Origin of the sequence: Aeromicrobium sp. (assembly GCF_037719875.1) — a bacterium.
Lineage (GTDB): Bacteria > Actinomycetota > Actinomycetes > Propionibacteriales > Nocardioidaceae > Aeromicrobium.
Genome location: NZ_JBBJMJ010000001.1, coordinates 14,538 through 41,464, shown reverse-complemented (window position 1 = coordinate 41,464; position 26,927 = coordinate 14,538). Strand labels below are relative to the sequence as shown.

Genomic DNA, 26,927 nt, shown 5'->3' with positions numbered 1-26,927 from the left:
GAACACCGGGCGAACGGCGACTTAGAAGAGTCCCGGCTGCTCGAGGTCGAGCAACGTCTTCTTGCGCTCCAGCCCGCCGGCATAACCGGTCAACGATCCGTTGGACCCGATCACCCGATGGCAGGGAACCACGATGGGGATCGGATTGGCGCCATTGGCTGCGCCGACCGCGCGTGAGATCACCGGCTCGTAGCCCAGTCGCCGAGCGATGTCCCCATAGCTGGCGGTCTCGCCGTAGGGAATGCGCCGCAGCTCGGCCCACACCTTCTTCTGGAACTCCGAGCCCTCGCTCGCCAGGGGCAGATCGAAGTCGGTCCGGTCACCGGCGAAGTACTCCCCGAGCTGATGCTCGGCACGATCCAGCAGCGCGTCCGCGCCGCGTTGCTTGCGCGGTTGGACGGCGCCGAAGTCGATCGCGGTGATCAGTCCGGCAGAGGAGTGGATGCGCAGTCCGCCGATCGGCGAGTCCATCCAGCGTGTCTGGTCCGTGGTGGTCATGGGGCTGTCCTTTCGAAGGCGGAGGTGGCGCGCCACAGGTGCATTCCGGCGTAGGAGCGCCAGGGACGCCACCGTTGGGTGTCGTCCTGGGTGATGCCGAGGCGATCGAGCTCGCGCCGCAGCACCAGGTCGGTCGTCAGGAGGATGTCGGGGTGGGCCAGCGCCCGCATGACGATGTAGTCAGCGGTCCACGGCCCGATGCCGCGCATCGCGACGAGCTGCTCGCGGACGGCCTCGCGATCGACTCCCGGATCGAGGTCGAGCTTGCCGTCAGCCACCGCCTGCGACAGATCGATGATGGTTCGCGCCCGGGACTGGGGCATGCCGAGCTGGGTCGGCTCAGCCTCGGCCAGCGCCTCCGGCGCGGGGAATGCATGGGTCAGGCCGAACTCGGCTGCCAGGGCGAAGTCGACCGGCGTGCCCCTCGTCGGGACCTGCCGCCCAAGCACCGTGTTGGCGCCGGCGACCGAGACCTGCTGGCCCACGATCGTCCGGACCGCGACCTCGTAGCCGTCGACGTGGGACGGCACCCGCAACCCCGGGGCGGCGGCGATGAGATCGCGCAGCACAGGATCGGCGCCGAGCACCGTGTCGATCGCGACGGGGTCGGCGTCGAGGTCCAGCAGCCGCCGGGCCCGACCGATCGCCACCGAGGTGTCACGTAGATCGGCCAGCTCGAGCTCACAGTCGACCCGATCTGCGTGGACCGTCAACGCCATCACCCCGAGTCCGTGTGGCAACCGCAGGACCCGTGCATAGATGTTGCCGCGGACCGTCTCCACACCCGGCAGCACGTGGGCCTCGAGGAAGTCCAGCAGCGCCTGCGCGTGGAATGGCTGGCGCAGTGCCAGGCGCAGCGTGACCCGGCCCGTCGGGGTGCTGCGCCGGCGTCCGCGCATCTGGGTCGGCGACAGCGCATAGACGTGACGCACCGAGGCGTTGAACTGGCGGATCGACGCGAAGCCTGCGGCGAAGGCGACATCGGACATCGGCATCTCGGTGGTCTCGATGAGGATGCGGGCCGCATGGGCACGATTGCTACGAGCGAGCGCGAGTGGCCCGGCTCCGAGCTCCTGGGTCAGCATGCGGGTGACGTGGCGGTGGCTGTAGCCGAGCCGGCTCGCCAACCCTTCGACGCCCTCACGCTCGACGACACCGTCACCAATGAGGCGCATCGCCCGTCCTACGGCGTCGGCACGGACATTCCACTCCGGAGATCCCGGAGTCGTGTCCGGTCGGCAGCGTCGACAGGCGCGGAACCCCGCGTCCTGAGCCGCGGCGGCAGACGCATAGAACGTGACATTCTGCGGCTTGGGTGTGACCGCGGGGCAGGACGGCCGGCAATAGATCCCGGTCGTCTTGACTCCGGTGTAGAAGACGCCATCGAACCGGGCATCACGGGACTGGACTGCCCGATAGCAGCGCTCGTGGTCGTTGTGCATACGTCCATCATGACGGCTGGAACTGCCACTTTCCAGCGGGTTTCGGACGTGCACCCGGGCGAGGTCAGGCCGCTTGGAACGCGCCGAGGCCGACCTTGAATCCATGACTGACGCTGCTCTCGCTGATCAGCTTGGCCAGGGTGACTGCAATGACGAGCGCGACGAGGATCGACCGCACGAACATCAGCGGATCGGGGCTCGCCCGGGGTGGGAATGGTCTCAATACGATCGCTCGACCCCCTCGATCATCTGGACCACCGACGCAGAAAGGAAGACCCCCTGATCAGCATCTCTGCAGTTCAGGGGGTCATTTCCATGGTAGCCCCGACGGGATTCGAACCCGCGCTACCGCCTTGAGAGGGCGGCGTGCTAGGCCGCTACACAACGGGGCCATGGTGGTCTTGCGACCGCACAAAACCCTACCAAAGCGTGCACGCATGCTGCTCGGAGGGTTTCGCTGGGATACTAGGACTCGAACCTAGAATGGCGGTACCAGAAACCGCTGTGTTGCCAATTACACCATATCCCAATGGCCACGGACGAGGTCCGAGCCGAGGTCACACATTACCCGACTTCCCCGCCGGCTCCCAAACCGGGACCGTCCGTCACGGGGTGATCGCGGATGCCAGGCGCGCCAGTGTCGTGTCGCGTCCGAGCAGCTCCAGCGACTCGAACAGCGGCGGTGAGATGCGACTGCCTGTGACCGCAACGCGTACGGGCCCAAAGGCCAGTCGAGGCTTGAGGCCGAGCTCCTCGATCAGGGCTCCACGGAGGGCTCCTTCGATCTCCTCGGTCGTCCAGCTCGTGACCCGCGCGAGGGCATCGTGGGCGGCGCGAGCAACGCCCACACCCGCTTCGTCGAGATTCTTGGCCCGGTCCGCCTCGTCGACCGAGAAGTCGTCGTCGGCGATGAACAGGAAGCGCAACATGTCGACCGCTTCGGTCAGCAGCGTCATCCGCTCGTGCACCAGCGGTGTCGCGGCCCCGAGCATGCGGAGCTGTCCGTCGCTCGGCGCCTCGCCGATCAGTCCGGCTGACTGGAAGTAGGGCAACAGCCGGTCGCGCAGCTCATCGGTGGACAGCAGGCGGACGTGCGAGCCGTTGATCGCCTCACACTTCTTGATGTCGAACCGGGCCGGGCTGGGGTTGACCCGACCGATCTCGAATGCCTCGACCATCTCGGGGATCGTGAAGATGTCCCGGTCCTCGGCAATCGACCAGCCGAGCAGAGCCATGTAGTTGAGCAGGCCCTCGGGCAGGAACCCCTTGGGCTTGTAGTCGAGCAGGTTTGACTCCGGGTCGCGCTTGGAGAGCTTGCGGTTGCCCTCCCCCATGACGAACGGCAGGTGACCGAACTCCGGGGTGAAACCGCCGCCGACGCCGATCTGCGCGAATGCCTCGTAGAGCGCGATCTGCCGGGGCGTCGAGCTCAGCAGGTCCTCGCCGCGAAGCACATGCGTGATGCCCATCATGGCGTCATCGGTGGGGTTGGTCAGGGTGTAGAGCGGCTGACCATTGGCACGCACGAGCACATAGTCCTGGACGTTGGCGGAGTCAAAGGTGATCTCGCCCCGGACGAGATCGGTGAACGTATAGACCCGCTCGGGCATCTTGAACCGGATGACCGGCTGACGACCCTCGGCCTCGTAGGCCTCGATCTGCTCGGGCGTCAGGTCGCGATGCAGGCCGTCGTAGCCGCTGGGCTTGCCGGCCGCGCGCGCGGCGTTGCGACGTGCCTCGAGCTCCTCGGCGCTGTCGTATGCCTTGTAGGCGAAACCCGCGTCGAGCAGCTGCTGGGCGACGTCGGCATAGATGTGCATGCGTTCGGACTGCCGATACGGGCCGTTGGGGCCGCCGACCTCGGGGCCCTCGTCCCAGTCGAGGCCGAGCCAACGCATGACCTCGACCAGCAGCTGATAGGACTCCTCGTTGTCACGTGAGGTGTCGGTGTCCTCGATGCGGAAGACGAACGTTCCGCCATGGTGACGCGCGAAGGCCCAACTGAACAGCGCAGTCCGGGCCATGCCCACGTGCGGATTGCCGGTCGGCGAGGGGCAGAAGCGGGCGACGACGGGACGGGTTGGATCAGTCACGCGAGACCACGCTGTTCGTCAGGGTGCCGATGCCCTCGATAGTCACGCTGACCTCGTCACCGACCTGCATCGGACCGACGCCGTCGGGCGTACCGGTCAGGATCACGTCACCGGGCAGCAGCGTCATGAAGGACGAGACATATTCGACGATGGCAGGGACCGTGAAGACCATGTCAGACGTACGCGCGTCCTGCTTCACATCGTCACCGAGGCGGGTCGAGATCGCGACATCGGAGGGATCGAAGTCGGTCTCGATCCACGGGCCGAGCGGGCAGAACGTGTCGAAGCCCTTGGCCCGGGTCCACTGACCGTCCTTGTTCTGCAGGTCGCGGGCAGTCACGTCGTTGCCGATCGTGTAGCCGAAGATGACCTTGGCTGCGTCGGCCGCCGAAATGTCACGGCAGATCCGCCCGATCACGACCGCCAGCTCGCCCTCGTAGTGCACGTCCTCGCTCTGCTCCGGGTAGAAGATCGGCTCGCCCGGCCCGATCACGCTGGTGTTGGGCTTGAGGAAGATCAAGGGCTCGTCCGGCACCTCGCCGCCCAGCTCGGCAGCATGCTTGGCGTAGTTCCTGCCGACGCACACGACCTTGCTGCGTGGGATGACCGGCGCCAGCAGGCGTACGTCCGCAAGTGGGATCTTCTGCCCGCTGAGGTTGAGTCCTGCATAGAGGGGATCCCCGTTCAGCACTGCAATGGTGGGGACACCGTTGTCGTCCCCGATGACTCCGAAGCGGGGGTCGTCCTCACCCGCGAATCTGGCAATGCGCATATACCCCAGCCTATCGGCCGGGAGACAAGCACCCGGTGCCGGTGGCTTTCGGGGAAATTCTTGCCTTCCAGCTCTTGACTGAATATTCAGTCAGGATTAGTGTCACGGCATGACCCCTGCCGATACCGACCCCACCACGACAGCCCCTGCGGGTGACGGTTTCGGCCAGGTCGAGCAGATCGGGGTCGAGTTCATCCCCGACGACGAGCGGCACTCGACACCCCGCAACGTCTTCACGGTCTTCTTCGGAGGCAACCTCGCCTTCTCGGTCATCGTGTTCGGCTGGCTCCCCATCACGTTCGGCTTGAGCTGGCAGCAGGCGGTCGCCTCGGCATTCACCGGGCTGCTGATCGGCACCGTGCTGATCGCTCCCCTCTCGCTGCTCGGCCCGCGCACAGGCACCAACAACGTCGTCGCGAGCGGCGGCCATTTCGGCGTCCGCGGCCGGCTCATCGGATCGGCACTGACCCTCGCATTCGCCCTCGCCTACGCGGCGATCGCGGTGTGGACCGCTGGCGACGCACTCGTCGCGGCCTCGCACCGGCTCCTCGGCACGCCAGACGGCGACCTCGCGCTCGCGCTCGGCTATGGGCTGATCGCGATGGAGATCGTGATCGTCGCGCTCTACGGCCACGGCACGGTCGTGGCCCTGCAGCGATTCGTCCTGCCGGTGGTCGGGTTCCTGCTCGTGCTGGGCATCTTCGCATTCGCCGGCGACATGGACCTGTCCCGCGGCGGCCGCGACTACCTGCTCGGTGGATTCTGGCCGACCTGGTTCCTCGCGGTCACGGTGTCGATCGGCGGACCGCTGTCCTACGCACCGACGCTGGGCGACTACACCCGCAGGATCTCCAGCCGGCGACACTCCGACCGCGCCGTGGTCCTTGCTGCCTGCGGCGGGGTCTTCCTCGGCCTCCTCGCCACCGCACTGTTCGGCATCTTCACGACCCTCGCATTTCCCGAGATGAGCGATTCGTACGTCGGCGACCTGGTGAACGCCGCCCCGAGCTGGTACGTCCTGCCGATCGTGCTGATCGCGCTCGCCGGCGGCCTCGGGCAAGGAGTGCTCAACATCTACGCGAGCGGCCTCGACCTGGAGGCACTCATCCCCCGCCTGTCCCGCCTGCAGACCACGCTGGTCACCTCGGCGTGCGCGGTCGCCTTGCTCTACGTCGGTGTGTTCGTCATCGATGCGGTCGATGCGATCACCGCCATGACGCTGATCCTCAACGGCGTCGCTGGACCATGGGTCGCGATCAATGCCGTGGCCTTCCTCGTCACCCGCAGGGGACATTACGACCCGGTCGACCTGCAGGCGTTCAACCAGGGCCGGCGCGGGGGTCGATACTGGTTCACCGCCGGGCTCAACTTCCGCGCCGTCGTGCCGTTCGCGATCGCCTCGGTATTCGGCATCTTGTCGGTCAACACCACGGCGTACGTCGGCCCGCTCGCCGACCTCGCCTCGGGCGTGGATCTCAGCCTGATCGGTTCGGCGCTGATCGCCGCGACCGGCTACCTCGTCGCATCCCGGATCTGGCCAGAAGGTGATGAGGTGGACGCATGACCCCACGACAGGACGCGATCCTGCAGGCCGCTGCCCGCTGCATCGCCCGGCAGGGCGTGCGTGGTCTGCGTGTGCACGACGTCGCCGCCGAGGCCGACGTGTCGACCAGCCTGCTCTACTACCACTTCACCGACCGCGAGGGCCTGCTCGCCGCGACCCTCGACCACATCAACGACGTCTCGGCAGATCACCGGCTCGCACGCGCGGCCGGCGAGACCGCCCTCGATCGGCTCGAGGCATTGTTGCTCGGAGAAATCCGGGACGACGACGACATCCGAACCGGGTCGATCGCGTGGAACGAGCTGCGGGCGACCGCAGTGTTCGAGGCAGGGCTCCGCGAGCCCCTTGCGCACACGACCGCCACGTGGAACTCGCGGGTCAGGGCCGCACTCGACGACGTCGGCGCATCCGGCGACACAGATCACCTGGCCACCATCCTGACCGCCTTGATCGAGGGCGTGTCGGGCCGATGGCTCGGCGGGGAGCTCTCCACCGACCACGCACGCACCCTTATCCGCACCGCCATTCATCACCTCATCACAGCGACAGGAAAGAGCACATGAAGGTCATCACCGCCCCCGGCGCACCCCATTCACTCGCCCGCAGCATCGACCGGGACCGCCCGGCCGTGCGGGTCGGGCTCGTCCAGCACCACTGGCGCGAGGATGCCGGTGCGCTGACCCGCATCCTGCACGAGGCCATCGGGTCGGCCGCGGACGCCGGAGCGCAGGCCGTGTTCCTTCCCGAGCTCACGCTGAGCAAGTACCCAGCCGACGAGCGGGCGACCGGGACCCCCGGAGACCGTGCCGAGGACCTCATCGATGGCCCGACCTTCGCACTCGCCGCTCGCGCGGCACGCGAGCACGGCGTCCACGTCCATGCCTCGCTCTATGAGCGCGCGGACGGGCCGGACGGCCGCGGCCTCAACACCGCGATCCTGGTCTCCCCCGAAGGCGAGCTCCTCGCCCGCACCCGCAAGACCCACATCCCCGTCAGCGCCGGCTACTACGAGGACACCTACTTCCGGCCCGGACCGGCCCAGGACGCCTACCCCGTCACCGAGGTCACGGCCCTCGGAGGTGCCCGGCTGGGCCTGCCGACGTGCTGGGACGAGTGGTTCCCCGAGGTCGCACGGGCATACTCCCTGGCCGGCGCCGAGGTACTGGTCTATCCGACCGCGATCGGCTCGGAGCCGATCTTTCCCGCCTTCGACACCCAGCCGCTGTGGCGACAGGTCATCGTCGCCAACGGGATCACCGCCGGCACCTTCATGATCGTGCCCAATCGCACCGGCGACGAGGGGGCGTTGACCTTCTACGGTTCGTCCTTCATCTCCGATCCGTACGGTCGGGTGCTCGTCGAGGCCCCCCGCGATGAGGAGGCCGTCCTCATCGCCGACCTCGATCTCGAGCAGCGCAAGGACTGGCTCGACCTCTTCCCGTTCCTCACGACCCGACGCCCCGACACGTATGCGTCGCTGACCGCACCGGTTGACGACACGCGGCCCTACGGTGCCGTATGACGTGGCGGATGCCGGCGGAGACGGCTCCGCAAGACCGGATCTGGATGGCATTCCCGCCCGCGGGCTACACGCTCGGCGACAGTGCCGAGGATGCCGACGAAGCACGATCGGCGTGGGCAGCGGTCGCTCATGCGGTGCTGGAGTTCGAGCCCGTGACGATGGTCGTCGATCCTGCCGATGTCGCGATCGCGCGGACGCACCTGTCCACCGACATCGAGATCGTCCCTGCTCCCCTCGACGACGCCTGGATGCGTGACATCGGCCCGACGTTCGTGCATGGTCCAGGCGGTGGTGTTGCCGGGGTCGACTGGGTCTTCAACGGCTGGGGCCAGCAGGACTGGGCGACATGGGACAAGGATGCGCTGATCGGCCGGATCGTGCTCGAACATGCCGGCGTCGAGATCATCTCCTCCGACCTGGTCAACGAGGGTGGCGGCATCCAGGTCGACGGGCAGGGCGCCGTGCTCGTCACCGAGACGGTCCAGCTCGATCTCGGCCGCAACCCGTCTCTCACGAAGGCAGACGTCGAGACCGAGCTGCGCCGTACCCTGGGCGTCGACCGCGTCATCTGGCTGCCGAAGGGGCTGGCCCGCGACAGCGAGAGGTTCGGCACCCGCGGACATGTCGACATCGTCGCGGCGATCCCCTCCCCCGGCCTGTTGCTCGTGCACGACCAGCGGGACGAGTCGCACCCCGACGCCGACGTGATGCGCGAGGTGCGCCGGGCACTGCCGACCGACTGGGACATCGTCGACCTGCCGGCACCCGAGGTCCTCAAGGACGACGAGGGCTGGGTCGACTACAGCTACGTCAATCACCTGGTCGTCAACGGCGGCGTCATCGCCTGCTCGTTCGGGGACGCGAACGACGCCCGAGCGGCCGCAATCCTCGCCGAGGCCTATCCGGGTCGCAAGGTCGTGAGCGTTGAGGCGCGGCCCATCTTCGCCCGCGGAGGCGGCATCCACTGCATCACGCAGCAACAGCCCCGTCCGCTCTGACCGCCACCCGATCTGGCCTGACCTGGCCCGATTTGGCCCGATCCAGGGGTCAGGCGCTGCCGTATCGGCGGTTGCGGGCGGCATACTCCTCGATCGCTGCCCAGAGCGCACGACGGTCGACATCGGGCCACGCGATGTCGGAGAACACCAGCTCGGCATAGGCCGACTGCCAGAGCAGGAAGTTGCTCGTGCGCTGTTCCCCCGACGTGCGCCAGAACAGGTCGACATCGGCCATGTCGGGCTCGTCGAGATAGCGGGCGAACGTACGCTCGGTGACCTTGTCGGGATTGACCCGTCCGGCGGCGACATCGCGGGCCAGCGCAGCGGCGGCGTCGGCGATCTCGGCACGTCCGCCGTAGTTGACGCACATCGTGAGGGTCAGGACGTCGTTGTCCTGGGTCAGCTCCTCGGCGGCCTCGAGCTCCTTGATGACGCTGCGCCACAGCCGGGGCCGGCGGCCGGCCCAACGCACACGCACGCCGAGCTCATGCATCTGGTCGCGGCGGCGGCGGATGACGTCACGGTTGAATCCCATCAGGAAGCGCACCTCGTCGGGTGAGCGCTTCCAGTTCTCGGTTGAGAATGCGTAGGCCGAGATCGCCTTGACGCCGATCTCGATGCCGCCCTCGACGACGTCGAACAGGGCCGCCTCACCCATCTCGTGACCGGCGGTGCGCGGCAGCCCGCGCTGCTTGGCCCAACGGCCGTTGCCATCCATCACGATGGCGACGTGACCAGGAACCTGATCGATCGGGATCGCGGGCGGCCTCGCACCGGAGGCGTGCGGAACGGGCGTTCGGGCGTCGCGCTTCACGGGTCTACCTGTCCACGTGGCTCAGGGAGCGCAACCCACGCTCGAGGTGCCATGACAGGTAGGCGCTGACGATGCTGCTGGCCTCGCGGCGAGACCGATCGTCCGAGGTTCCGACGGAAGTCCAGTCGCCGCTCAACAGACCAGCGAGCAGCGTCACGGTGAAGGGAGATGGTGCGGCCGAGCCAGCCATGCGGCAGTTGTCGCACAGCATGCCACCGGATGCGGCGTGGAAGTTGCGGTGCGGACCTGGCGTGCTGCACCGGGCGCAGGTGTCGAACGTCGGGGCATATCCGGCGATCGACAGGGCGCGGAGCTGATAGGAGTCGAGGATCAGGCTCGGTGTCATCCGTCCCTCGGTCAGCGCACGCAGGGCACCGACGAGCAGCTGGAGCTGGGGTACGGCTGGCTCGCCGTCCTCCTGGACGAGGCGTTCGGCAGTCTCGAGCATCGCGGTGCCGGCGGTGTAGGCCGCGTAGTCGCTGCCGAGGTCCTTGGCGAACGCATTGATCGTCTCGACCTGGGTGATGATGTCCAGAGACCGCCCCTCGGCCAGCTGGAGGTCGACGTGCATGAACGGCTCGAGCCGCCCACCGAAGCGCGAGGTGGTCTTGCGTATGCCCTTGGCCGCGGCCCGGACGATGCCGCGGTCGCGCGTGAGCAGCGTGATGATGCGATCGGCTTCGCCGAGCTTGTGGACGCGCAGCACGATGCCGGCGTCGCGGTAGAGGCTCACCCGCCCATTGTGCCGTGCGGGGGTGACGAATGCGCCTCGGCACGCTCGGGCCGCGCGGTGCTCGGGGCCAGGTTGGTCGTGGTCAGTCGAGGCAGAACTCGTTGCCCTCGGGGTCGAGCATGCTGAGGAAGCCGAGCTCCATCCTCCCATCCGGCTCGACGCGATAGGCGCGGGTCGCGCCGAGCTCTGCCAACCTCGCCGCCTCGACCTCGAATGTCGCCATCCGCTCGTCGCCGGACTGGCCGACCGCCACACGTACGTCGAGGTGGACCCGATTCTTGGCCGACTTGCCCTCGGGGACCCGCTGGAAGAAGACCCGCGGGCCGTTGCCGTCTGGCGGCAGGATGGCCCAGCGGCTGTTCCACTGGTCGCGGGGGACGCCCCAGGCCTCGAGCGCGGCCTCCCAGGTGTCGAATCCCTGCGGGGGCGGCTGCATCTGATAACCGAGCACCTCGGCCCAGAACGCGCCCAGCCCCCGAGGGTCGGCGCAGTCGAACGTGATCTGCACTTCTCTGGTCATGGCTCCACCTTCTCGCGCGCCACCGACAGTTGCCAGCGCCGCAGCCGAGAGTGCGAGGATCGGTGCATGACGGTCCTGGGCGTGGACGGGTGCAGGATCGGGTGGGTCGGCGTCGTCTGGGACACCGCGACGACGGTACTGGTGGCACCGACCATCGGTGAGCTGGTCCGCCTCGTCGGACCGTTGGAGGCGGTCGCGGTCGACATCCCGATCGGGCTGCCGACCGATCAGCCCCGCCAGGCCGAGCGCCTGGCGCGGCGCGCATTGCCCGGCCGCGCCTCGACCGTCTTCAACGCCCCGGCGTCGGTCGTGCTCGAGGCGCCCGACTATCACGCCGCAAACGCCGCCAACCGGGGCGCGTTGGGTCTGGGCCTGAGCAAGCAGACCTGGTATCTCATGCCCAAGATCCGGGACGTCCACGACTGGTTGGCGACAGATCCGGGAGTGGCGGTCATCGAGTCACACCCGGAGCTGTGCTTCGCGGCGATGAACGGCGGCGTTGTGATCGACGGCAAGACCACTCTCGCCGGGGCCGCCCGCAGGCACGCGCTGCTTCGGGACCACGGGCTCGACGTCGAGGACGTCACGCGGACGGGGGTCGCCGCCGATGACGTCCTCGATGCCGCCGCCACGGCGTGGACTGCCCGACGGTTCGCCGACGGGCTGGCCGAGCGCATGCCGCCCGAGCCACGCTCGGCGGCGTCACCCGCGATCTGGACCTGAGCCTGCTGCCCAGGCTTGGTCAGGTGCAGCGAAAGACCGCACGTCCTTGGGATCCACCGGCCGACTGAACGGCCACGACGTCGCGGATCACGTCAAAGACATGACCCAATGGCAAGGGCGCATCGGCCACCCGCAAATGCCGGTTGGTGACGGCGACCGGGTGCCACCAGGCGCCGTCGGCTGTCAGCGTGGGCTCGGGCTCGACCGAGTCGAGCGTGATCTCGACGCCATCGTCTGCGTAGCCTTCCTGGGCTACCGGTCTGATCAGGCGGTCCGCTGGAGCGATTCCGAGCGCAGCCAGCGCTCCGTGCAGGTCACCGGCGGCTGCGGCGTCTTGCGGCAGATAGGTCGTCGCCACTCGAACCCTGAAGCCCAGCTCCCTGGCCAACCGGATCCCGTCGAGGGCGCGGCTGTGTGATCCGGCGCCACGCTGGCGGTCATGCAGCCCCGGGTCCGCGGAGTCCAGGCTGATCTGCAAGGTCACCCGGTTGCGGTCGAAAGACTCCAGGATCTCGCGGCGTCGGCCTCGTTCGAACACCATCGCGTTGGTCAACACGGTCACCGGCACCTGCGCCGACGTTCCTTCGACGATCTCATCGAGGTGGGGATGCAAAAAGGGTTCACCGCCGGTGATGAGCAGCTCCTGTCCGCCCTGGCTGACGAATTGCTCGGCAGCGACCACTGCGGTCTCCACGGTCATCAGTCGAGGATCTGCGTGTGGCGAGGACGCCGCGCAACAGTAGGTGCAGGCCAGGTTGCAGTGGAAATTGGAGTACAACCACAATCTGGTCCCTACCGGCGCGGGCGATCCAGACGAGTACGCGACCAACGGAGCAGCGGATCGGTTCGTTCCCTTGTCGCCAGCTTGGCCCCGAGAGATCCATAGTCGCCAAGGCCCTGGTCCACTGCCGGCTGCGTCGTCGACGACCGCGAGTAGGTCATGGCCGGCCAGTCGTGCCCACGCCGGCAGGTCGGCGAGCACCGAGCGCTCCCGGGTGTGCAGGAGGAGGACCTCGCCCTCCTCGATGCGGCGCATGCGGGATGTGATGGCGAGCAGCAGGCCGCTACCGCAGTCCATGTCACCCCCGTCATAGTCCAGGGCAACCGGCACTGCAGTCGCATCGGCAGACGGGGACCCGGCGATCTCCGGCATGGCGTGTCTGCCCTAAAAGGACAACGACGAGGCGCCGTCGGCCAGCAATGCCACCAAAGTGGCCCCACCGACGATCGTGGCGCCCTCGATGAGATCGTCCTCGCCGATGCCTCGCTTCTTGGCACACGGGCTGCAGACCAGGAAAGTTCCTCCGGCCTCCACGTAGCTGCCAACTAGCTCAGACATCGGCGCGAAGCCATCCTCATGCAGAGTCTCCGCAACCCCCTTGGCTGCCAGACGTGTCCCCTCAGAGGACAAGAAGACTGTCGTGGCCTGGGATGAAGCCACAGAGGCGCCTGCGACGACGATGGCAACACTGGTTCGGTCGACATCGTCGACCGAGTGCGTGAGGTTGATGACTAGCCCGTTCATACGTGTTCCTCTCGGTGGTGACTTCTTGGCGGCTCGGGATCGAGACGCCACGGTTGGGTGTGGTCGGTCGTGCGAGCGACGTTCGAGAGTCGCACGTCGAAGTAGGGGCGGCCCTGCGCGTTGACGCCTCGTCCGAGATAGCTGTGGCCGGTGAGGTGGCACCAGGCCGGCAGGTCGATCGCCGCCGCCGGATCGTTGGCCAGGAGGCGGATGGTGCCCCGGCCGAGGGCACGACTGCGTGCCGCCAGCACCAGCAACAGATCCCCGCAGCTTCGATCCCCGCCGTCTATCAGCTCCATACTCAACCTGCGGTCCCCGGCACCGAAGCATGCAGGCCGTCAGAGCCCGTGGACATCCGCCGGCCGGCCGCGGTAGCCACGACGGCGACGCAGAGCAGATAGGCCGCCGAGGTGGCCGATCCGCCGAGCACGGGGTCAGTGAACCCGAGCTGGACGTACAGCGATGCCGCTGCGACCAGCGACAACCCGGCCGCGCTGAAAGCCAGCCGGGGCCCCGAAGCGCCGACCCGGAGCGCGGCGAGCAAGAGAGCGCCGACAACGATCAGCACCACACCTCCGAGGGCGTTGTATGCGCCCAGGCCCACAGACAGGTCTTGGGACCCGACCAGGACGCCACGAGCTGCCAGCGGATCGCTGACTGAGCCAACGATCGCGATCAGTCCTACGAGCAGCGACAGCGCACCGGTCGCCCGCAGGAGCGCCGCGCCCCCGGACAAGCCGGCGCGGATGGCCTCCACCGACAGCACCCGACCGGCGGAACTGAACAGGATCAGAGCGTGTGCGCCAATCATCAACCAGTACGACCACGGCCACTCGTCGGGCGCGTAGGCAACCGAGAGCGCAATGGCGATGGACTGGGCGATTCCCAGAACGGCGGCAGCGCGCACCCACGTCCCAGTCATCAGAAGTACCGCGAGGGCGGTCTCGGCCGCCAGTACCAACCACCCAAAAAACTCGAACTGCGGAAGAACGACGTTCTCGATGACCCAGCTGTAGGGCGGCAGAACGGGGTGACTGACCGCATAGCTGGTGAACTTGAACAACCCGTTGCCGGCCTCTTGGCCGAAGTCGGGAGCGCGCTTCCAGGACACGTTGTACAGCCACAGCAGACCCAGCAGCACCCGCAGAGAAGCAGCAGCACGAGCATGCCCGATCGGCACCTGATCGACTGCCGGGCTGACCAGCCACCGAAGCTTCGCTCCCAACGACTTCACAGGCCTGCCTCTCTGGACATCGATCCAGCGGTTCGCGGATGAGATCCCTCCACGGTCGGCTTCGGTCGACTGTGACCGAGATTACATTCGATCCGAAACTACGCACAGCCGACAGCGGGCGAGCCGCCCCGCAGGGCAACTGGACGCCAGCTCACCGGCCGGCGGTGCGTTCGGCGTCATAGAGGACGTAGGGATCGTGGAGCTCACGCCCGAGCACGCCCTGCAGCCACCGAGCGTCGCGCGCACTCCCCTGTTGCGAATCGTCCAGGGAACCGTCGCTCGTGAGGTTGGAGGCAAAGATGCCCGCCGCCGACCGGGGCAGGAAGTCCTCGTAGACGATCGGCAGGAGACTGCCCTCCGCGTTGCGGGTGTAGTAGGCCAGGTCCGCCCCGTCCAGCTCGGCCTCGGTCCCCGGGAACGCATCGATGCCGTGGGTGTCATAGAGCTCGCGGCCCTTGGGGGTCAGCGCGACTCCCCTCGCCTCGACCTCGCCGAATCGGACTCGCAGGGCTCCGCTGGACAGCGAGCCGTCGGAGTCGCGGAACGTACGCGGCTCGGCGAGGGCACGGAACGAGGTCTGCCGCAGCAAGATCTCGGGCTTGTCGGTCCGTGGCGGCCCCTGGATACGGTCGATCATCTCGATGCCACGCTCGGTCATCCGCGCGTAGAGGTCGTCGATGTCCAGCACCCGCGGCGTCAGGTGGTTGATGTGCGTGCTGGCGACCCCGCCGATGTCTGCCGCGACGCTCGAGACCGCCTCGAGGCGGTCATACCAGTCACGATCGACCGGTTCGGGCGAGAGCGCGAACGCCGCAGTGGCCAGCTCGAGGAACCGTTCCGCCTCATCGTCAGGCATGCCCGCGTTGGCCTCGGCCTTGTCGGCCAGCTCCAGCAGCTCCTCGGGAAACAGGGTCCGCGCCCCGAGGAATTCCCGCAGGTCGGCCTCGAGCCGAGCGTCGAAGAACCGCCGGTCGTCCACGACCAGCAACGAGGTGAACACCCGGAACGGGTTGTCCGCCAGGTCCGTCCGATCGAGGGGGCGGAACGCCGTCGACACCACCGGTATGGCCGGGGTCGCTTCGCGAAGGTCATAGAACCCGACCGGCTGCATGCCGCACGCTCCGAAGATGCGCGCGACCTGCGCGAGCTCATCGGGCGTGCCGACCCGAATGGCTCCGTGCCGCTCGGACGTGACCCGCACGATCGAGCCGAGACGCTCCGCGTCCTCGCCCGATCGGGCGAGGACGGCGGCGTTGACCGCCTCGGAGACCTCGACCAGCTGCGCGTAGGCCGGCACCTCCGACCCATACAGCTCCGAGAGGTCCCGGGCGAACCGTGAGCGGAGCTCGGTCGAGCTGACGAACTCGTGGCTCATCCGAACTCGACGCCCTGCGCCAGCGGAAGCTCGGTGGAGTAGTTGACCGTGTTGGTCGACCGGCGCATGTAGGCACGCCATGCGTCGGAACCGGACTCCCGGCCGCCGCCGGTCTCCTTCTCGCCGCCGAATGCACCACCGATCTCGGCTCCCGAGGGCCCGATGTTGACGTTGGCGATGCCACAGTCGGAGCCGACAACCGACATGAACAGCTCGGCCTCGCGCACGTCGAGGGTGAAGATCGACGACGACAGACCCTGGGCGACGTCGTTGTGCAGCGCGAGCGCCTCGTCGAAATCGGAGTAGGTCAGCACGTAGAGCAGCGGCGCGAACGTCTCCGCCTTGACGATCTCGGTCTGCTTGGGCATGTCGACGATGGCCGGATGCACGTAGAACCCGTCACCGTCGACATCGGCCCGGGTCCCGCCGGTGACGAGGTCGCCACCGTCAGTCTTGGCCTGCTCGACCGCCGCACCGAACGCGTCCAATGCGGACTCGTCGACCAGTGGCCCCACGAGCGTCTCGGACTCCAGGGGTGAGCCGATCGGGAGCGTCTCGTAGGCGGCCTTGAGCCCGGCAACGAGATCATCCTTGATCGACTCGTGCACGATGATGCGACGCAACGAGGTGCAGCGCTGGCCTGCCGTGCCGACTGCGGAGAACACGATGCCGCGCACCGCAAGCTCGAGATCGGCCGACGGCGCGACGATCGCGGCATTGTTGCCGCCGAGCTCGAGGAGCGTACGCCCGAGGCGGGCCGCGACCCGCGGAGCGACCTCCTTGCCCATGCGGGTCGAACCCGTGGCCGAGACCAGTGGCACCCGGGGGTCGTCGACCATCGCCTCACCGATCGTGCGGTCGCCGATCAGGACGGCCGAGAGCCCCTCGGGCACCCCGGCACGACGTCCGGCCTCGGCGGCCAGCGCCTGGCAGCCGAGTGCCGTGAGCAGGGTCTTCTCCGACGGCTTCCACACAACAGCATCGCCGCAGACGAACGCCAGCGCAGCGTTCCACGACCACACGGCAACCGGGAAGTTGAACGCCGAGATGACACCGATGACACCCAGCGGATGCCACTGCTCCATCATCCGGTGACCCGGTCGCTCCGTCGCGATCGTCAGTCCGTGCAGCTGCCGCGACAGCCCGACGGCCAGGTCGCAGATGTCGATCATCTCCTGGACCTCACCCAGGCCCTCGGACACGATCTTGCCGGCCTCGATAGAGACGAGTGCGCCGAGATCTTCCTTGTGCTCGCGCAGCAGCTCTCCGAGCTCGCGGACGAACTGCCCTCGCACGGGCGCAGGCACGCTGCACCACTGCTCGAAAGCGGTCTGGGCGCGGTCGATCAGCTCGGTCACGTCATCGGCGGTGTGCGAGCGCAACCTGCCGATCTCGCTGCCGTCGATCGGCGAGCGGCAGACCAGGTCGCCGTCCGCGACGAACGGGTTGCCGGCTCCCAGCCGGTCGAGGATGTCCTGCGTACGGGTGGCGATGTCAGTCATGTCAGACCTCTCCCTGCTCGGCGAAATGGCGGCCGGCCTGCGTGGAGAACAGCTGCTCCAACGTGATGTCCTCCTGCTTGATGAAGCCGGTGTGGGGCAGCACACCGTCGGCGACGAGCTCGACGACGCTGACCGCCGAGGCGGCCGTAGTCCACGAGATCGCGCGCCACACCCGGCCGGAGATGTTGAGCGGCTTGTAGGCGCGCACGTGGTTCTCGCGGAACGGGTGGCCGGCCTTGCGGCCCTCGACGGCCGCGTGGATGAACACGACATCGTCATTGACCGGTGGCTTGGAGTCGACCAGCATCTTGCCGACCAGATCGCGCTGCTCGCGCAGGTTGAGCTCGTCGAACAGGAAGTGCATCTGGTCGAAGTGACCCGGATAGCGCAGCGTCTTGTAGTCGAGCCGGTGGACCTGCCCCTCGTATGTCTCACACATCGTGCCGAGCCCGCCGGAGGTCAGAGCCGCCTCGAGCTCAATGCCGCCAATGAAGACCCGCTCCTTCTCGGTCATCGCCGGCACCATCTGCCGGTTGCCCGATCGCAGGACCTCACAATCGTTGAGGTACTCGTTGACGACTCCCTCTGGCGACCAGTTGATGGCATAGCCCAGCAGGCCGGTCGGGTTCTGCGGCAGCGCACCGACCTTGAGCTCGATCGACCGGATCTCCTCAAAGGTCTTGGCGATCGAGGCGCCGATGATGCCGATGAGACCCGGGGCCAGGCCGCACTGCGGGGCGAATGCCGCGCCGGCTGCACCCGAGCTGCTCGGCTGGGAGGCCAGCTCGATGACCCGGTTCGTCGTGGGGACGTCCTCGGTCAGGTCGAAGTAGTGCGTGCCCGCGTCATACGCAGCCTCGGCCACGGCGATGTTGAGGTGATAGGGCAGGCACGACACCACGGCGTCGACGCCGCGCAGCGAATCCCGCAGTCCGGCGGTGTCCAGCACGTCGAGCGGCTTGACCTCGAAATCGAGATCGTCACGTGGTGCGGCGTCATAGCCGACGACCTTGAAACCGGACTCTCCGAGCATGACGGCGACGAGCTCGCCCACCTTGCCGAGTCCGAACACCGCGACCTGATTGATGATGCGAGACACGAATCCTCCTCACGACCACGGTGGATCACACCGCAGTACGACAATGCGCCGAGGGGTGGTCGGCGTCGACCCAATCCTAACGCGCCGAAGGGTCATTTACTGTACCGGGCGGTACAGTAGACGACTCGTGTCGATCGTGGCCCGCTCAGCGCGCGCCGGTCCGCACGGACACCGGCACGACATCCGGCGCACCCATGCGCGCAGCGTCGGCGGTCTCGTCGTCGGGCATGGTCTGGCTCTCGCGCTCGGCCTCGACCCGTTTGACGTAGTGCTCGACCTCGTTGGCACGCTGTGCGTCGTCCCAGCTGAGGACCCGGCCCATCAGTTCGGCAACCATCGGAGCCGCCGCCGTCCCGCGGTCGAACTGCTCGAACGAGATGCGGGTGCGACGGGTCAGGACGTCATCGAGGTGGCGCGCGCCCTCGTGCGAGGCCGCATAGACCACCTCGGCGCGGAGGTAGTCCGGCGCCCCGTCGAGCGGCAGCCCGAGATCCGGGTCGGCGGCGACCAGTGCGAGCACCTCGTCGATCAGCGATCCATAGCGTCCGAGCAGGTGCGTGATCCGCTCCTCGTGGAGGCCGCTGCTGCGCGCGAGCAGATGGCGTTGGTGGGAGATTGCGTCGAACCCCTCAGCGCCGAGGAGAGGGACGTGCTCGGTGGCGCACGGCGGCACTCTTCGTTCGAGTTGTCCGACAAGTCCGCTCACGGCGTGGTCGATCACGTCCTTGGCCATGATCCGGTAGGTCGTGTACTTCCCGCCCGCAACCACGACCAGTCCGGGCACCGCGTTGCCGACGGCGTGCTCGCGGGACAGCTTGCTGGTTGCCGCGTCCTCGCCGTGGAGCAGCGGTCGCAGGCCAGCGAAGACACCCTCGACGTCGGCGTGCGTCAACGGTTCGACCAGGACCTTGTTGACATGGTCGAGCAGATAGTCGATGTCGCTGCGGCTCGCGGCCGGGTGGTCCTTGGACAACGACCAGTCGGTGTCGGTCGTGCCGATGATCCAGTGCCGACCCCACGGGATGACGAACAGCACCGATTTTTCCGTGCGTAGGATCAGCCCGGTCTCGCTGCGGATCCGATCACGCGGCACCACCAGGTGCACACCCTTGCTCGACCGCACATGGAACTGACCCCGCTCACCTGCGAAGGCCTGCGTCTCGTCGGTCCACACCCCCGTCGCATTGACGACCTGGCGGGCGCGCACCGTGATCGTGCGCCCCGACTCCAGGTCGTGGACCTCCGCGCCCACCACACGACCGCCCTCCTTGACCAGCGACGTGACCCTCGCTCGGGTGGCGACGTGTGCGCCGTATGCCGCGGCGGTCCGGGACAGGAACATCGTGTGCCGGGCGTCGTCGACCTGGGCGTCGTAATACTGCAGCGCGCCGACGAGGGCGTCCTTGCGCAGTGACGGTGCGATGCGGCGCGCACCTCGGCGGGTCAGGTGGCGGTGCAGCGGCACACCATGCCCATATCCCGACGCCCTGCTCATCGCGTCATAGAGGCCGACACCTGCACCGGCATAGAGGCGCTCCCACCCCCGATGCTGCAGCGGATAGAGGAACGGGACCTCCCTGACCAAATGAGGTGCGAGCCGCTGCAGGCTGAGCCCACGCTCCTTCAATGCCTCCGCCACGAGCCGGAAGTCCAGCATCTCCAGATAGCGCAGACCCCCGTGCATCAGCTTGCTCGAACGGCTCGAGGTTCCCGACGCAAGGTCCCGCGCCTCGACCAGCCCGACCGACAACCCACGGGTGGCGGCGTCAAGGGCAGAACCTCCCCCGACGACGCCACCACCAATCACCAGGATGTCGAGCGTCTCGCCTGCCATTGCCTCGAGTGCGTCCTCGCGCGACTGCGGTGACAGGGGAGCTGACCTCATGGTGATTCCTCGGCTCTCGTGGATGTGCGGACTGACCGGTCCGGTTAGCTGACGTCGACCCAGTCGAGGGTCCGCTCGACGGCCTTCTTCCACTGCGCATAGCCGGTCTCACGCTGCTCGTCGGTCCATTCCGGCTCCCACCGCGTGGACTCGTTCCAGTTTTCGCGGAGCTCGTCGGTCGAGGCCCAGAAGCCCACCGCCAACCCTGCGGCATACGCGGCACCGAGAGCCGTGGTCTCTGCGACCACCGGGCGGCTGACCGTGACGCCGAGGACGTCGGACTGGATCTGCATGCAGAGCTCGTTGGCCGTGACTCCGCCGTCGACCTTGAGCACCTCGAGCACGACCCCGGAGTCCTTCTCCATCGCCTCGGCGACATCGCGCGACTGATAGCAGATCGCTTCCAACGTCGCCCGTGCCAGGTGGGCGTTGGTGTTGAACCGCGACAGACCCACGATTGCTCCGCGCGCGTCCGAACGCCAGTAGGGAGCGAAGAGGCCCGAGAACGCCGGCACGAAGTAGACACCGCCGTTGTCGTCGACCTGACGCGCGAGCGACTCGGACTGGGCCGCTCCGGAGATGATGCCGAGCTGATCGCGCAGCCACTGGACTGCCGAACCGGTGACCGCGATCGAACCCTCGAGGGCATAGACCGGCTTGTCGTCGCCGAACTGGTAGCAGACCGTCGAGAGCAGTCCCGCCTCGCTGCGCACCAGCTCCGTGCCGGTGTTGAGCAGCATGAAGTTGCCGGTGCCGTAGGTGTTCTTGGCCTCGCCGGGCGCGAAGCAGACCTGACCGACCGTGGCTGCCTGCTGGTCCCCGAGGATCCCGGTGATCGGCACCTCGCCGCCGAACGGCCCGTTCTCGAGAGTCATGCCGTAGGGCTCGGTCGTCGAGGAAGGCTTGATCTCGGGCAGCATGGCACGCGGGATGTCGAAGAAGCCGAGCAGCTCGTCGTCCCACTCGAGGGTCTCGAGGTCCATCAGCATCGTCCGGCTCGCATTGGTCGGGTCGGTGACGTGGACACCGCCGTTGCGGCCGCCGGTCAGGTTCCAGATGATCCAGCTGTCGGTGTTGCCGAAGATCGCCTCACCCTTGTCAGCCGCCTCACGCACTCCGTCGACGTTCTCCAGGATCCACTGGATCTTGCCACCGGAGAAGTAGGTCGCCGGCGGCAGCCCGGCCTTGCGTCGGATGATATTGCCGCGCTCGTCGCGGTCCAGAGCAGTTGCGATCCGGTCGGTCCGGGTGTCCTGCCACACGATGGCGTTGTAGTAGGGACGGCCGGTGTTCTTGTTCCACACGACGGTGGTCTCGCGCTGGTTGGTGATGCCCAGCGCCACCAGGTCGTCAGGACCCAGTCCTGCCTTGGTCAGGGCGGTCTGGATGACCGCCGATGTGCGCTCCCAGATCTCGGCCGGGTTGTGCTCGACCCAGCCGGCCTGCGGCAGGATCTGTTCGTGCTCGAGCTGGTGGCGGGCGACCTCGTTGCCGCTGTGGTCGAAGATCATGAAGCGTGTGCTCGTCGTGCCCTGGTCGATTGAACCTACGTACTCAGCCATGAACGTGCCCTTCGTTGGTGGGGATGTGGGTGTGTGGATCGGTCATGCTTGCGTGTCCGTGACCTGGCGGGGCCCCTCCTGGATGGGTTCGGACACCGTGATTGCCTCGGGCTCATCGGGCAGGTGATTCTCAATGAGGTACTTGAACATCGCTCCACCGATCAGGCCGCCGATGATCGGGGCGACGATCGGCAGCCAGAAGTAGAGCGGATGACTGCCACTCGTGCTCAGCCACGCGTCTCCGTAACCGGTCAGCCACGAGGCGAGACGCGGACCGAAGTCACGAGCCGGGTTGATGGCGTAGCCGGCGTTTCCACCGAACGCCATGCCCAGTCCGACGACCAGCAGGCCGACGACGACCGGGCCGATGTTGGCCATTGGCGGGTTGTTGGCCGCCGTCGTCAGGGCGAAGATCACGAAGACCAGGATCGCCGTGCCGACGATCTGGTCGAGGAAGGCCGACGGGATCGAGACCCCAGCGGTCGGTGACGTCGAGAAGATGCCCTGCGTGTCGTACGTGTGGTCCGGATCGATCGTGGCGATCAGATCGGCATACGTCGCGCGAACGATCAGCGCAGCAACGAAGGCGCCGACGACCTGCGCTGCGATGTAGGGCGCGACCTTGCGCCACTCGAATCCCTTGAACGCCGCGAGGGCGATCGTGACTGCCGGATTGAGGTGCGCCCCCGAGATCCGAGCCGCGACATAGATGCCGAGCGTCACGCCGATGCCCCATGCCCACGCGATCGAGTCGTGATCGCCTTGCGCGCCATCGCCGGTCACGACCTGCGCGACGACGCCTGTCCCGAACAAGATGAGCACCATCGTGCCCAGCATCTCGGCCCAGACCTCACCCCAGAGGTTGTTCTTCTTCATATGGTCTTTCCCCCGATATCTGACAGTCGGTCGCCGTCCAGACCGACGCTAGGGGACGGTATGACCTTGCTCAACCCCGACCGTTCGACATCGCCGAACAGCTCGCATACTGTCGTGTCGTGCCCGGTGCCATCCAGTCCGTCGAACGCGCTGCGGCCGTGCTGCGGATCCTCGGTGGGGCGGGTCGCCCGTTGCGGCTCTCCGAGATCGCCGACGCCCTCGATCTTCCCAAGCCCACGGTGTTCGGGCTCGTCCGCACGCTGCGCGATGTCGGATTCGTCCACCAGGATCGCGCGACGTCCGACTACTCCCTCGGCGAGGGAGTGCGCAACCTGCACGAGTCAGGTCTCGACCCCCACGACCTGCGCTCACACGCCATGAACTGGTCCGACGCCCTCGCTTCGCGCACCCGCCTCGAGGTGCACATCGGCTTCCCCGATCAGGACGGCGCTCGAATCGTCCACCACGTCTTCCGCCCCGGCGACGCCCCACAGGAGCTGAGAATCGGCGAGGTCCTCCCCTTCCATGCCAGCGCACTCGGCAAGGTCATGCTTGGCTTCGTGGCCGGCACACCGACCGCTCCTCGACAGCTGGAGCGCTACACCCGCCGCACCCTGATCAGCCGCGCCGCGTTCGACGCGGAGATGCACCGCATACGCGCTCGCGGTTGGGCCTCCGAGGGTGGCGAGCTGACCGCGGGGATCGGTGCGGTCGCGGTGCCGCTGCGTGGCTATGGCGGCATCGGCGTGGGGGCGCTGGGGGTCACCGGTCCGGTCGAGGAGGTCTATCGCCACGCCGGGCCACCGCGGGATTCCATCGTCGAGGCGACGCTCGACACCGCGGCATCGATCTCGCGCTCACTGGGGCTCCGGCCATGATCGACACCGTCGTCGCCGGGATCGACCAGGGCACCACCTCGACGCGGTGCATGATCTTCGACCGTCAGGGTCGCACCCGTTCGCTGGCCCAGCGAGAGCACCGCCAGGCCTTTCCCCGACCGGGTTGGGCCCAGCAGGACGCCGACGAGATCTGGCGAGACGTGCAGCGGCTCGTCCCCGAAGCCCTTGCCCAGGCCGGCCTCGGTCACGACCGGGTCGCGGCGCTCGGGATCGCCAACCAACGGGAGACCACGGTCGTCTGGGATCGGGTCACCGGCCGGTCGGTCGCACCCGCGATCACGTGGCAGGACACGCGTACGTCGGCGATCGTCGACGACCTCGTCGCCCGGGGCACGACAGAACAGGTCATGGCCGTCACCGGCCTGCAGCCGCGCACGTACTTCGCCGGGCCGCGCCTTCGCTGGCTGCTGGACCACCGGCGCGGGTTGCGGGACCGTGCGGAGGCCGGCGAGCTGCTCTTCGGGACGATGGAGAGCTGGCTGATCTGGAACTTGACCGGCGGTGTCGACGGCGGGGTCCACGTCACGGATGTGACGAATGCCAGCCGCACCATGCTGATGGACCTGTCGACCGGCCAGTGGGACGACTCCATGCTCGACCTGCTCGACATCCCGCGAGATGTCCTGCCGAGCATCCGCTCCAATGCCGAGATCTACGGGACCTGCGTCGCGCCGTTGGCCGGGGTGCCGATCGCGGGCGCGCTCGGTGACCAGCAGGCCGCCCTGTTCGGCCAGACCTGCTTCGAACCGGGCGATGCCAAGTGCACCTATGGCACGGGCGCGTTCCTGCTGATCAACGCCGGCAGCGATCGGCCGACGCCGGGACCCTCGGTTCTGCCGACGATTGCGTACGCGCTGGGTGACGACGCCCCGGTCTATGCGGTCGAGGGCTCGATCGCGATGGCCGGCTCGCTCGTCCAGTGGTTGCGGGATGCCCTCGAGATCATCCCGACCGCACCCCAGATCGAGACCTTGGCGAGCTCGGTCGACCACAACGGCGGCTGCTACATCGTCCCGGCGTTCTCGGGGCTGTATGCCCCACGATGGGACCAGGATGCCCGAGGGGTCATCGTCGGCCTCACCTCATTCGTGACCAAGGCCCACCTGGCCCGGGCGGCGCTCGAGGCGACGGCCTGGCAGACGTGGGAGGTGGTCGAGGCGATCCGCCGCGATCTCGGCCTCTCGCTCGACACCCTGCGGGTCGACGGCGGCATGACCTCCAACCACCTGCTGATGCAGCTGGTCGCCGATGTCCTCGACGCGAAGGTCGAGCGTCCGCTCGTCTCCGAGACGGTGTGCCTCGGCGCCGCTTACGCCGCCGGGCTCACCGTCGGCTACTGGTCCGACCTCGCCGCCCTGCGACACCACCGCCACGTCGCCGCGGTGTGGCGTCCGCAGATGGATCCTGCAGAACGCACCCGAGAGGCGGCGCAATGGAACCGCGCCGTCGGGCACGCACTCGGCTGGGTCGAGCCCGCCCGGTGAGTCGTCAGGCCGGGATGGTCTGGGCGACCGCGCGGTTGGCCGCGGACACCACAGCGCGCAGCGACGCCGTCACGATGTTGGCGTGGATGCCCACCCCCCACACGGTCTCGCCGGCGACGTCGCACTCGACATAGGCAGCGGCGAGCGAGTCGCCGCCGGCCGACAACGCGTGCTCGGAGTAGTCGAGCACGCTGATGTCGGCACCGGCCTGGCGCATGCCGTCGACGAACGCCGCCACCGGTCCGTTGCCGACCCCGGTGAACTCCTGGACATCGCCGCGAACGCGCAACGTCACGACCTGCTGGTCACCACCGTCCGCGGTCGTCACCGAGGTGTAGCTCTGCAGGAGATAGGGCTCCTCGATGTCGAGATACTCGCGCTGGAACGCGGCCCAGATCTCGTTGGGCTCGATCTCGCCGGCCTCTCCCTCGGTCAGCACCTGGACGACCTGGCTGAACTCGATCTGGAGGCGACGCGGCAAGTCGAGCTGGTGGTCGTTCTTCAGGATGTACGCGACACCGCCCTTGCCCGACTGGCTGTTGACCCGGATCACGGCCTCGTACGTACGTCCGACGTCCTTGGGATCGATCGGCAGGTAAGGGACGGCCCACGGCATCTCATCGACATGCGTGCCCTGCTCGGCAGCCTCCTTGGCCAACGCCTCCAGTCCCTTCTTGATGGCGTCCTGGTGTGAGCCGCTGAACGCGGTGTAGACCAGATCGCCGCCGTAGGGGTGACGCTCGGGGACCGGCAGCTCGTTGCAGTACTCCACTGTGCGCCGGATCGAGTCGATGTCGCGGAAGTCGATCTGCGGGTCGACGCCCTGGCTGAACAGGTTGAGCCCCAGCGTGACGAGGCAGACGTTGCCGGTGCGCTCACCATTGCCGAACAGGCAGCCCTCGATGCGGTCGGCACCGGCCAGGTAGCCCAGCTCGGCGGCGGCGACGCCGGTTCCCCGGTCGTTGTGGGGGTGCAGCGACAGCACGACACTGTCGCGGCGGGGCAGGTTGCGGTGCATCCACTCGATCGAGTCGGCATAGACGTTGGGGGTCGCCATCTCGACGGTCGCAGGAAGGTTGATGATCAACGGCCAGTCCGGGGTGGGATCGATGACCTCGATGACCTTGCTGCAGACCTCGAGGGCATAGTCGAGCTCGGTCCCGGTGTAGGACTCCGGCGAGTACTCGTAGGAGATCTTCGTGTCCGGCGTGTGGATCTCGGCGTACTTCATGCACAGTCGTGCACCCTGCGTCGCGATGTCAGTGATGCCGTCCTTGTCGAGGCCGAAGACGACGCGGCGCTGCAGGGTCGAGGTCGAGTTGTAGAAGTGCACGATGGCCTGCTTGGCACCGACCAACGACTCGAAGGTCCGATCGATCAGGGGTTCGCGGCACTGCGTCAGCACCTGGATCACGACATCGTCGGGTATGTGGCCGCCGTCGACCAGCTGACGCACGAAGTCGAAGTCGGTCTGGCTGGCACTGGGAAACCCGACCTCGATCTCCTTGTATCCCATCCTCACGAGCAGCTGGAACATCGCCAGCTTGCGCGCCGGCGTCATCGGGTCGATCAGGGCCTGGTTGCCGTCGCGGAGGTCGACGGCGCACCAGCGCGGCGCGTCCGAGATCGTCCTGGCCGGCCACGTCCGGTCGGGCAGGTCGATCGGCACGAATGGCGTGTAGCGCCCGACCGGCATGCCACTGGTCTTCTGTGGGGTGTTGACGTACGCGTTCATCTGCATCCTCGGGGTGTCTGTCTGGCTGATGTGCGGCCGGTACGCGACAAACTCCGCGCCGAGGGGTCCGAC

The 26,927-nt window shown here is 67.6% G+C and carries 25 protein-coding genes and 2 tRNA genes; 7 read left to right on the top strand and 20 right to left on the bottom strand.

Going from position 1 to position 26,927, the window contains the following annotated elements; translation table 11 throughout:
* Positions 1–21: 21 nt before the first annotated feature.
* The 6 genes from WKF39_RS00215 to WKF39_RS00190 all read right to left on the bottom strand — a co-directional run bounded on the left by WKF39_RS00215 (position 22) and on the right by WKF39_RS00190 (position 4,805).
* The gene (locus WKF39_RS00215; RefSeq protein WP_340384740.1) at positions 22–498 is read right to left on the bottom strand and encodes a methylated-DNA--[protein]-cysteine S-methyltransferase; all 477 of its coding nucleotides are present in this window, start codon (positions 496–498) and stop codon (positions 22–24) included.
* Positions 495–1,940 carry an AlkA N-terminal domain-containing protein gene (locus tag WKF39_RS00210; RefSeq protein ID WP_340384738.1) on the bottom strand — a complete coding sequence of 482 codons (1,446 nt, stop codon included), beginning with the start codon at positions 1,938–1,940 and terminating at the stop codon, positions 495–497. The genes WKF39_RS00215 and WKF39_RS00210 overlap by 4 nt, the downstream gene beginning before the upstream one ends.
* Before the next feature lie 316 nt (positions 1,941–2,256).
* A tRNA-Glu gene (locus WKF39_RS00205) sits at positions 2,257–2,332 on the bottom strand.
* A gap of 65 nt (positions 2,333–2,397) precedes the next feature.
* A tRNA-Gln gene (locus WKF39_RS00200) sits at positions 2,398–2,469 on the bottom strand.
* A 76-nt stretch (positions 2,470–2,545) separates the two neighbouring features.
* A complete protein-coding gene (gene gltX, locus WKF39_RS00195; protein ID WP_340384737.1) occupies positions 2,546–4,033 on the bottom strand; it encodes a glutamate--tRNA ligase in 1,488 nt (495 codons plus the stop codon).
* Complete coding sequence (locus WKF39_RS00190) at positions 4,026–4,805, bottom strand: fumarylacetoacetate hydrolase family protein (RefSeq protein WP_340384736.1); 780 nt, start codon at positions 4,803–4,805, stop codon at positions 4,026–4,028. The genes gltX and WKF39_RS00190 overlap by 8 nt, the downstream gene beginning before the upstream one ends.
* A 109-nt stretch (positions 4,806–4,914) precedes the next feature.
* Here WKF39_RS00190 and WKF39_RS00185 point away from each other — a divergent pair, with 109 nt between their 5' ends.
* From WKF39_RS00185 to WKF39_RS00170, 4 genes are read left to right on the top strand one after another with little or no spacing between them, the layout of a single operon-like run.
* Positions 4,915–6,369, top strand: coding sequence for a cytosine permease (locus WKF39_RS00185; RefSeq protein ID WP_340384735.1), 1,455 nt, complete (start codon positions 4,915–4,917; stop codon positions 6,367–6,369).
* Positions 6,366–6,932, top strand: a complete 567-nt coding sequence (locus WKF39_RS00180; protein WP_340384733.1) for a TetR/AcrR family transcriptional regulator — start codon at positions 6,366–6,368, stop codon at positions 6,930–6,932. Before WKF39_RS00185 ends, WKF39_RS00180 begins: the two co-directional genes overlap by 4 nt.
* Positions 6,929–7,891 (top strand): nitrilase-related carbon-nitrogen hydrolase, encoded by a 963-nt coding sequence (locus tag WKF39_RS00175; protein WP_340384731.1) that lies wholly within the window; start codon positions 6,929–6,931, stop codon positions 7,889–7,891. Before WKF39_RS00180 ends, WKF39_RS00175 begins: the two co-directional genes overlap by 4 nt.
* The gene (locus WKF39_RS00170; RefSeq protein ID WP_340384729.1) at positions 7,888–8,889 is read left to right on the top strand and encodes an agmatine deiminase family protein; all 1,002 of its coding nucleotides are present in this window, start codon (positions 7,888–7,890) and stop codon (positions 8,887–8,889) included. The genes WKF39_RS00175 and WKF39_RS00170 overlap by 4 nt, the downstream gene beginning before the upstream one ends.
* 49 nt (positions 8,890–8,938) lie before the next feature.
* Here the strand turns inward: WKF39_RS00170 and WKF39_RS00165 are convergent, their stop codons facing one another.
* The 3 genes from WKF39_RS00165 to WKF39_RS00155 form a co-directional block, all read right to left on the bottom strand.
* A complete protein-coding gene (locus tag WKF39_RS00165; RefSeq protein ID WP_340384726.1) occupies positions 8,939–9,703 on the bottom strand; it encodes an isoprenyl transferase in 765 nt (254 codons plus the stop codon).
* A gap of 4 nt (positions 9,704–9,707) precedes the next feature.
* Positions 9,708–10,436 (bottom strand): DNA repair protein RecO, encoded by a 729-nt coding sequence (recO, locus tag WKF39_RS00160; RefSeq protein WP_340384724.1) that lies wholly within the window; start codon positions 10,434–10,436, stop codon positions 9,708–9,710.
* A gap of 82 nt (positions 10,437–10,518) precedes the next feature.
* Positions 10,519–10,956, bottom strand: coding sequence for a VOC family protein (locus tag WKF39_RS00155; RefSeq protein WP_340384722.1), 438 nt, complete (start codon positions 10,954–10,956; stop codon positions 10,519–10,521).
* A 66-nt stretch (positions 10,957–11,022) separates the two neighbouring features.
* Here WKF39_RS00155 and WKF39_RS00150 point away from each other — a divergent pair, with 66 nt between their 5' ends.
* On the top strand, positions 11,023–11,679 hold the full coding sequence (locus WKF39_RS00150) for a DUF429 domain-containing protein (RefSeq protein WP_340384720.1): 657 nt from the start codon (positions 11,023–11,025) through the stop codon (positions 11,677–11,679).
* Between the two features lie 19 nt (positions 11,680–11,698).
* Here the strand turns inward: WKF39_RS00150 and WKF39_RS00145 are convergent, their stop codons facing one another.
* The 10 genes from WKF39_RS00145 to WKF39_RS00100 all read right to left on the bottom strand — a co-directional run bounded on the left by WKF39_RS00145 (position 11,699) and on the right by WKF39_RS00100 (position 22,737).
* Entirely contained in the window at positions 11,699–12,832 is a 1,134-nt protein-coding gene (locus tag WKF39_RS00145) for a radical SAM protein (protein WP_340384718.1), read from the bottom strand.
* A 12-nt stretch (positions 12,833–12,844) separates the two neighbouring features.
* Positions 12,845–13,204: a DsrE family protein gene (locus tag WKF39_RS00140; RefSeq protein WP_340384716.1), complete on the bottom strand. Its 360-nt coding sequence runs from the start codon at positions 13,202–13,204 to the stop codon at positions 12,845–12,847.
* On the bottom strand, positions 13,201–13,503 hold the full coding sequence (locus WKF39_RS00135; RefSeq protein ID WP_340384714.1) for a hypothetical protein: 303 nt from the start codon (positions 13,501–13,503) through the stop codon (positions 13,201–13,203). The genes WKF39_RS00140 and WKF39_RS00135 overlap by 4 nt, the downstream gene beginning before the upstream one ends.
* Before the next feature lie 2 nt (positions 13,504–13,505).
* Positions 13,506–14,438 carry a hypothetical protein gene (locus tag WKF39_RS00130; RefSeq protein ID WP_340384712.1) on the bottom strand — a complete coding sequence of 311 codons (933 nt, stop codon included), beginning with the start codon at positions 14,436–14,438 and terminating at the stop codon, positions 13,506–13,508.
* Positions 14,439–14,589: 151 nt separating this feature from the next.
* Positions 14,590–15,813 carry a VOC family protein gene (locus WKF39_RS00125; protein WP_340384710.1) on the bottom strand — a complete coding sequence of 408 codons (1,224 nt, stop codon included), beginning with the start codon at positions 15,811–15,813 and terminating at the stop codon, positions 14,590–14,592.
* Positions 15,810–17,315 (bottom strand): aldehyde dehydrogenase family protein, encoded by a 1,506-nt coding sequence (locus WKF39_RS00120; protein ID WP_340384709.1) that lies wholly within the window; start codon positions 17,313–17,315, stop codon positions 15,810–15,812. Before WKF39_RS00120 ends, WKF39_RS00125 begins: the two co-directional genes overlap by 4 nt.
* Before the next feature lies 1 nt (position 17,316).
* Complete coding sequence (locus WKF39_RS00115; protein WP_340384708.1) at positions 17,317–18,414, bottom strand: saccharopine dehydrogenase C-terminal domain-containing protein; 1,098 nt, start codon at positions 18,412–18,414, stop codon at positions 17,317–17,319.
* 145 nt (positions 18,415–18,559) lie between these two features.
* Entirely contained in the window at positions 18,560–20,299 is a 1,740-nt protein-coding gene (locus WKF39_RS00110; protein ID WP_340384707.1) for a glycerol-3-phosphate dehydrogenase/oxidase, read from the bottom strand.
* Positions 20,300–20,343: 44 nt separating this feature from the next.
* The gene (gene glpK, locus WKF39_RS00105) at positions 20,344–21,861 is read right to left on the bottom strand and encodes a glycerol kinase GlpK (RefSeq protein ID WP_340384706.1); all 1,518 of its coding nucleotides are present in this window, start codon (positions 21,859–21,861) and stop codon (positions 20,344–20,346) included.
* Positions 21,862–21,903: 42 nt separating this feature from the next.
* Positions 21,904–22,737, bottom strand: a complete 834-nt coding sequence (locus WKF39_RS00100; protein ID WP_340384705.1) for an MIP/aquaporin family protein — start codon at positions 22,735–22,737, stop codon at positions 21,904–21,906.
* A 119-nt stretch (positions 22,738–22,856) separates the two neighbouring features.
* Between WKF39_RS00100 and WKF39_RS00095 the strand changes: the two genes are divergently transcribed.
* Together WKF39_RS00095 and glpK (WKF39_RS00090) are read left to right on the top strand one after the other, a co-directional pair.
* The gene (locus WKF39_RS00095; protein ID WP_340384704.1) at positions 22,857–23,615 is read left to right on the top strand and encodes an IclR family transcriptional regulator; all 759 of its coding nucleotides are present in this window, start codon (positions 22,857–22,859) and stop codon (positions 23,613–23,615) included.
* A complete protein-coding gene (glpK, locus tag WKF39_RS00090; RefSeq protein WP_340384702.1) occupies positions 23,612–25,120 on the top strand; it encodes a glycerol kinase GlpK in 1,509 nt (502 codons plus the stop codon). The genes WKF39_RS00095 and glpK (WKF39_RS00090) overlap by 4 nt, the downstream gene beginning before the upstream one ends.
* Before the next feature lie 4 nt (positions 25,121–25,124).
* Here glpK (WKF39_RS00090) and leuA read toward each other — a convergent pair whose 3' ends face one another.
* Positions 25,125–26,855 (bottom strand): 2-isopropylmalate synthase, encoded by a 1,731-nt coding sequence (gene leuA, locus WKF39_RS00085; RefSeq protein ID WP_340384700.1) that lies wholly within the window; start codon positions 26,853–26,855, stop codon positions 25,125–25,127.
* Positions 26,856–26,927: the final 72 nt, after the last annotated feature.

Excerpts from the sequence above, each read along its gene's own strand:
- WKF39_RS00215 (WP_340384740.1), bottom strand. The coding sequence starts at position 498 with ATGACCACCACGGACCAGACACGCTGGATGGACTCGCCGATCGGCGGA.
- WKF39_RS00125 (WP_340384710.1), bottom strand. The coding sequence starts at position 15,813 with ATGAGCCACGAGTTCGTCAGCTCGACCGAGCTCCGCTCACGGTTCGCC.
- WKF39_RS00150 (WP_340384720.1), top strand. The coding sequence starts at position 11,023 with ATGACGGTCCTGGGCGTGGACGGGTGCAGGATCGGGTGGGTCGGCGTC.
- WKF39_RS00120 (WP_340384709.1), bottom strand. The coding sequence starts at position 17,315 with ATGACTGACATCGCCACCCGTACGCAGGACATCCTCGACCGGCTGGGA.
- WKF39_RS00170 (WP_340384729.1), top strand. The coding sequence starts at position 7,888 with ATGACGTGGCGGATGCCGGCGGAGACGGCTCCGCAAGACCGGATCTGG.
- WKF39_RS00110 (WP_340384707.1), bottom strand. The coding sequence starts at position 20,299 with ATGAGGTCAGCTCCCCTGTCACCGCAGTCGCGCGAGGACGCACTCGAG.
- WKF39_RS00140 (WP_340384716.1), bottom strand. The coding sequence starts at position 13,204 with ATGAACGGGCTAGTCATCAACCTCACGCACTCGGTCGACGATGTCGAC.
- leuA (WP_340384700.1), bottom strand. The coding sequence starts at position 26,855 with ATGAACGCGTACGTCAACACCCCACAGAAGACCAGTGGCATGCCGGTC.
- WKF39_RS00100 (WP_340384705.1), bottom strand. The coding sequence starts at position 22,737 with ATGAAGAAGAACAACCTCTGGGGTGAGGTCTGGGCCGAGATGCTGGGC.
- WKF39_RS00180 (WP_340384733.1), top strand. The coding sequence starts at position 6,366 with ATGACCCCACGACAGGACGCGATCCTGCAGGCCGCTGCCCGCTGCATC.
- WKF39_RS00155 (WP_340384722.1), bottom strand. The coding sequence starts at position 10,956 with ATGACCAGAGAAGTGCAGATCACGTTCGACTGCGCCGACCCTCGGGGG.
- WKF39_RS00135 (WP_340384714.1), bottom strand. The coding sequence starts at position 13,503 with ATGGAGCTGATAGACGGCGGGGATCGAAGCTGCGGGGATCTGTTGCTG.
- WKF39_RS00210 (WP_340384738.1), bottom strand. The coding sequence starts at position 1,940 with ATGCACAACGACCACGAGCGCTGCTATCGGGCAGTCCAGTCCCGTGAT.
- WKF39_RS00145 (WP_340384718.1), bottom strand. The coding sequence starts at position 12,832 with ATGCCGGAGATCGCCGGGTCCCCGTCTGCCGATGCGACTGCAGTGCCG.
- WKF39_RS00185 (WP_340384735.1), top strand. The coding sequence starts at position 4,915 with ATGACCCCTGCCGATACCGACCCCACCACGACAGCCCCTGCGGGTGAC.
- WKF39_RS00175 (WP_340384731.1), top strand. The coding sequence starts at position 6,929 with ATGAAGGTCATCACCGCCCCCGGCGCACCCCATTCACTCGCCCGCAGC.
- glpK (WP_340384706.1), bottom strand. The coding sequence starts at position 21,861 with ATGGCTGAGTACGTAGGTTCAATCGACCAGGGCACGACGAGCACACGC.
- WKF39_RS00190 (WP_340384736.1), bottom strand. The coding sequence starts at position 4,805 with ATGCGCATTGCCAGATTCGCGGGTGAGGACGACCCCCGCTTCGGAGTC.
- glpK (WP_340384702.1), top strand. The coding sequence starts at position 23,612 with ATGATCGACACCGTCGTCGCCGGGATCGACCAGGGCACCACCTCGACG.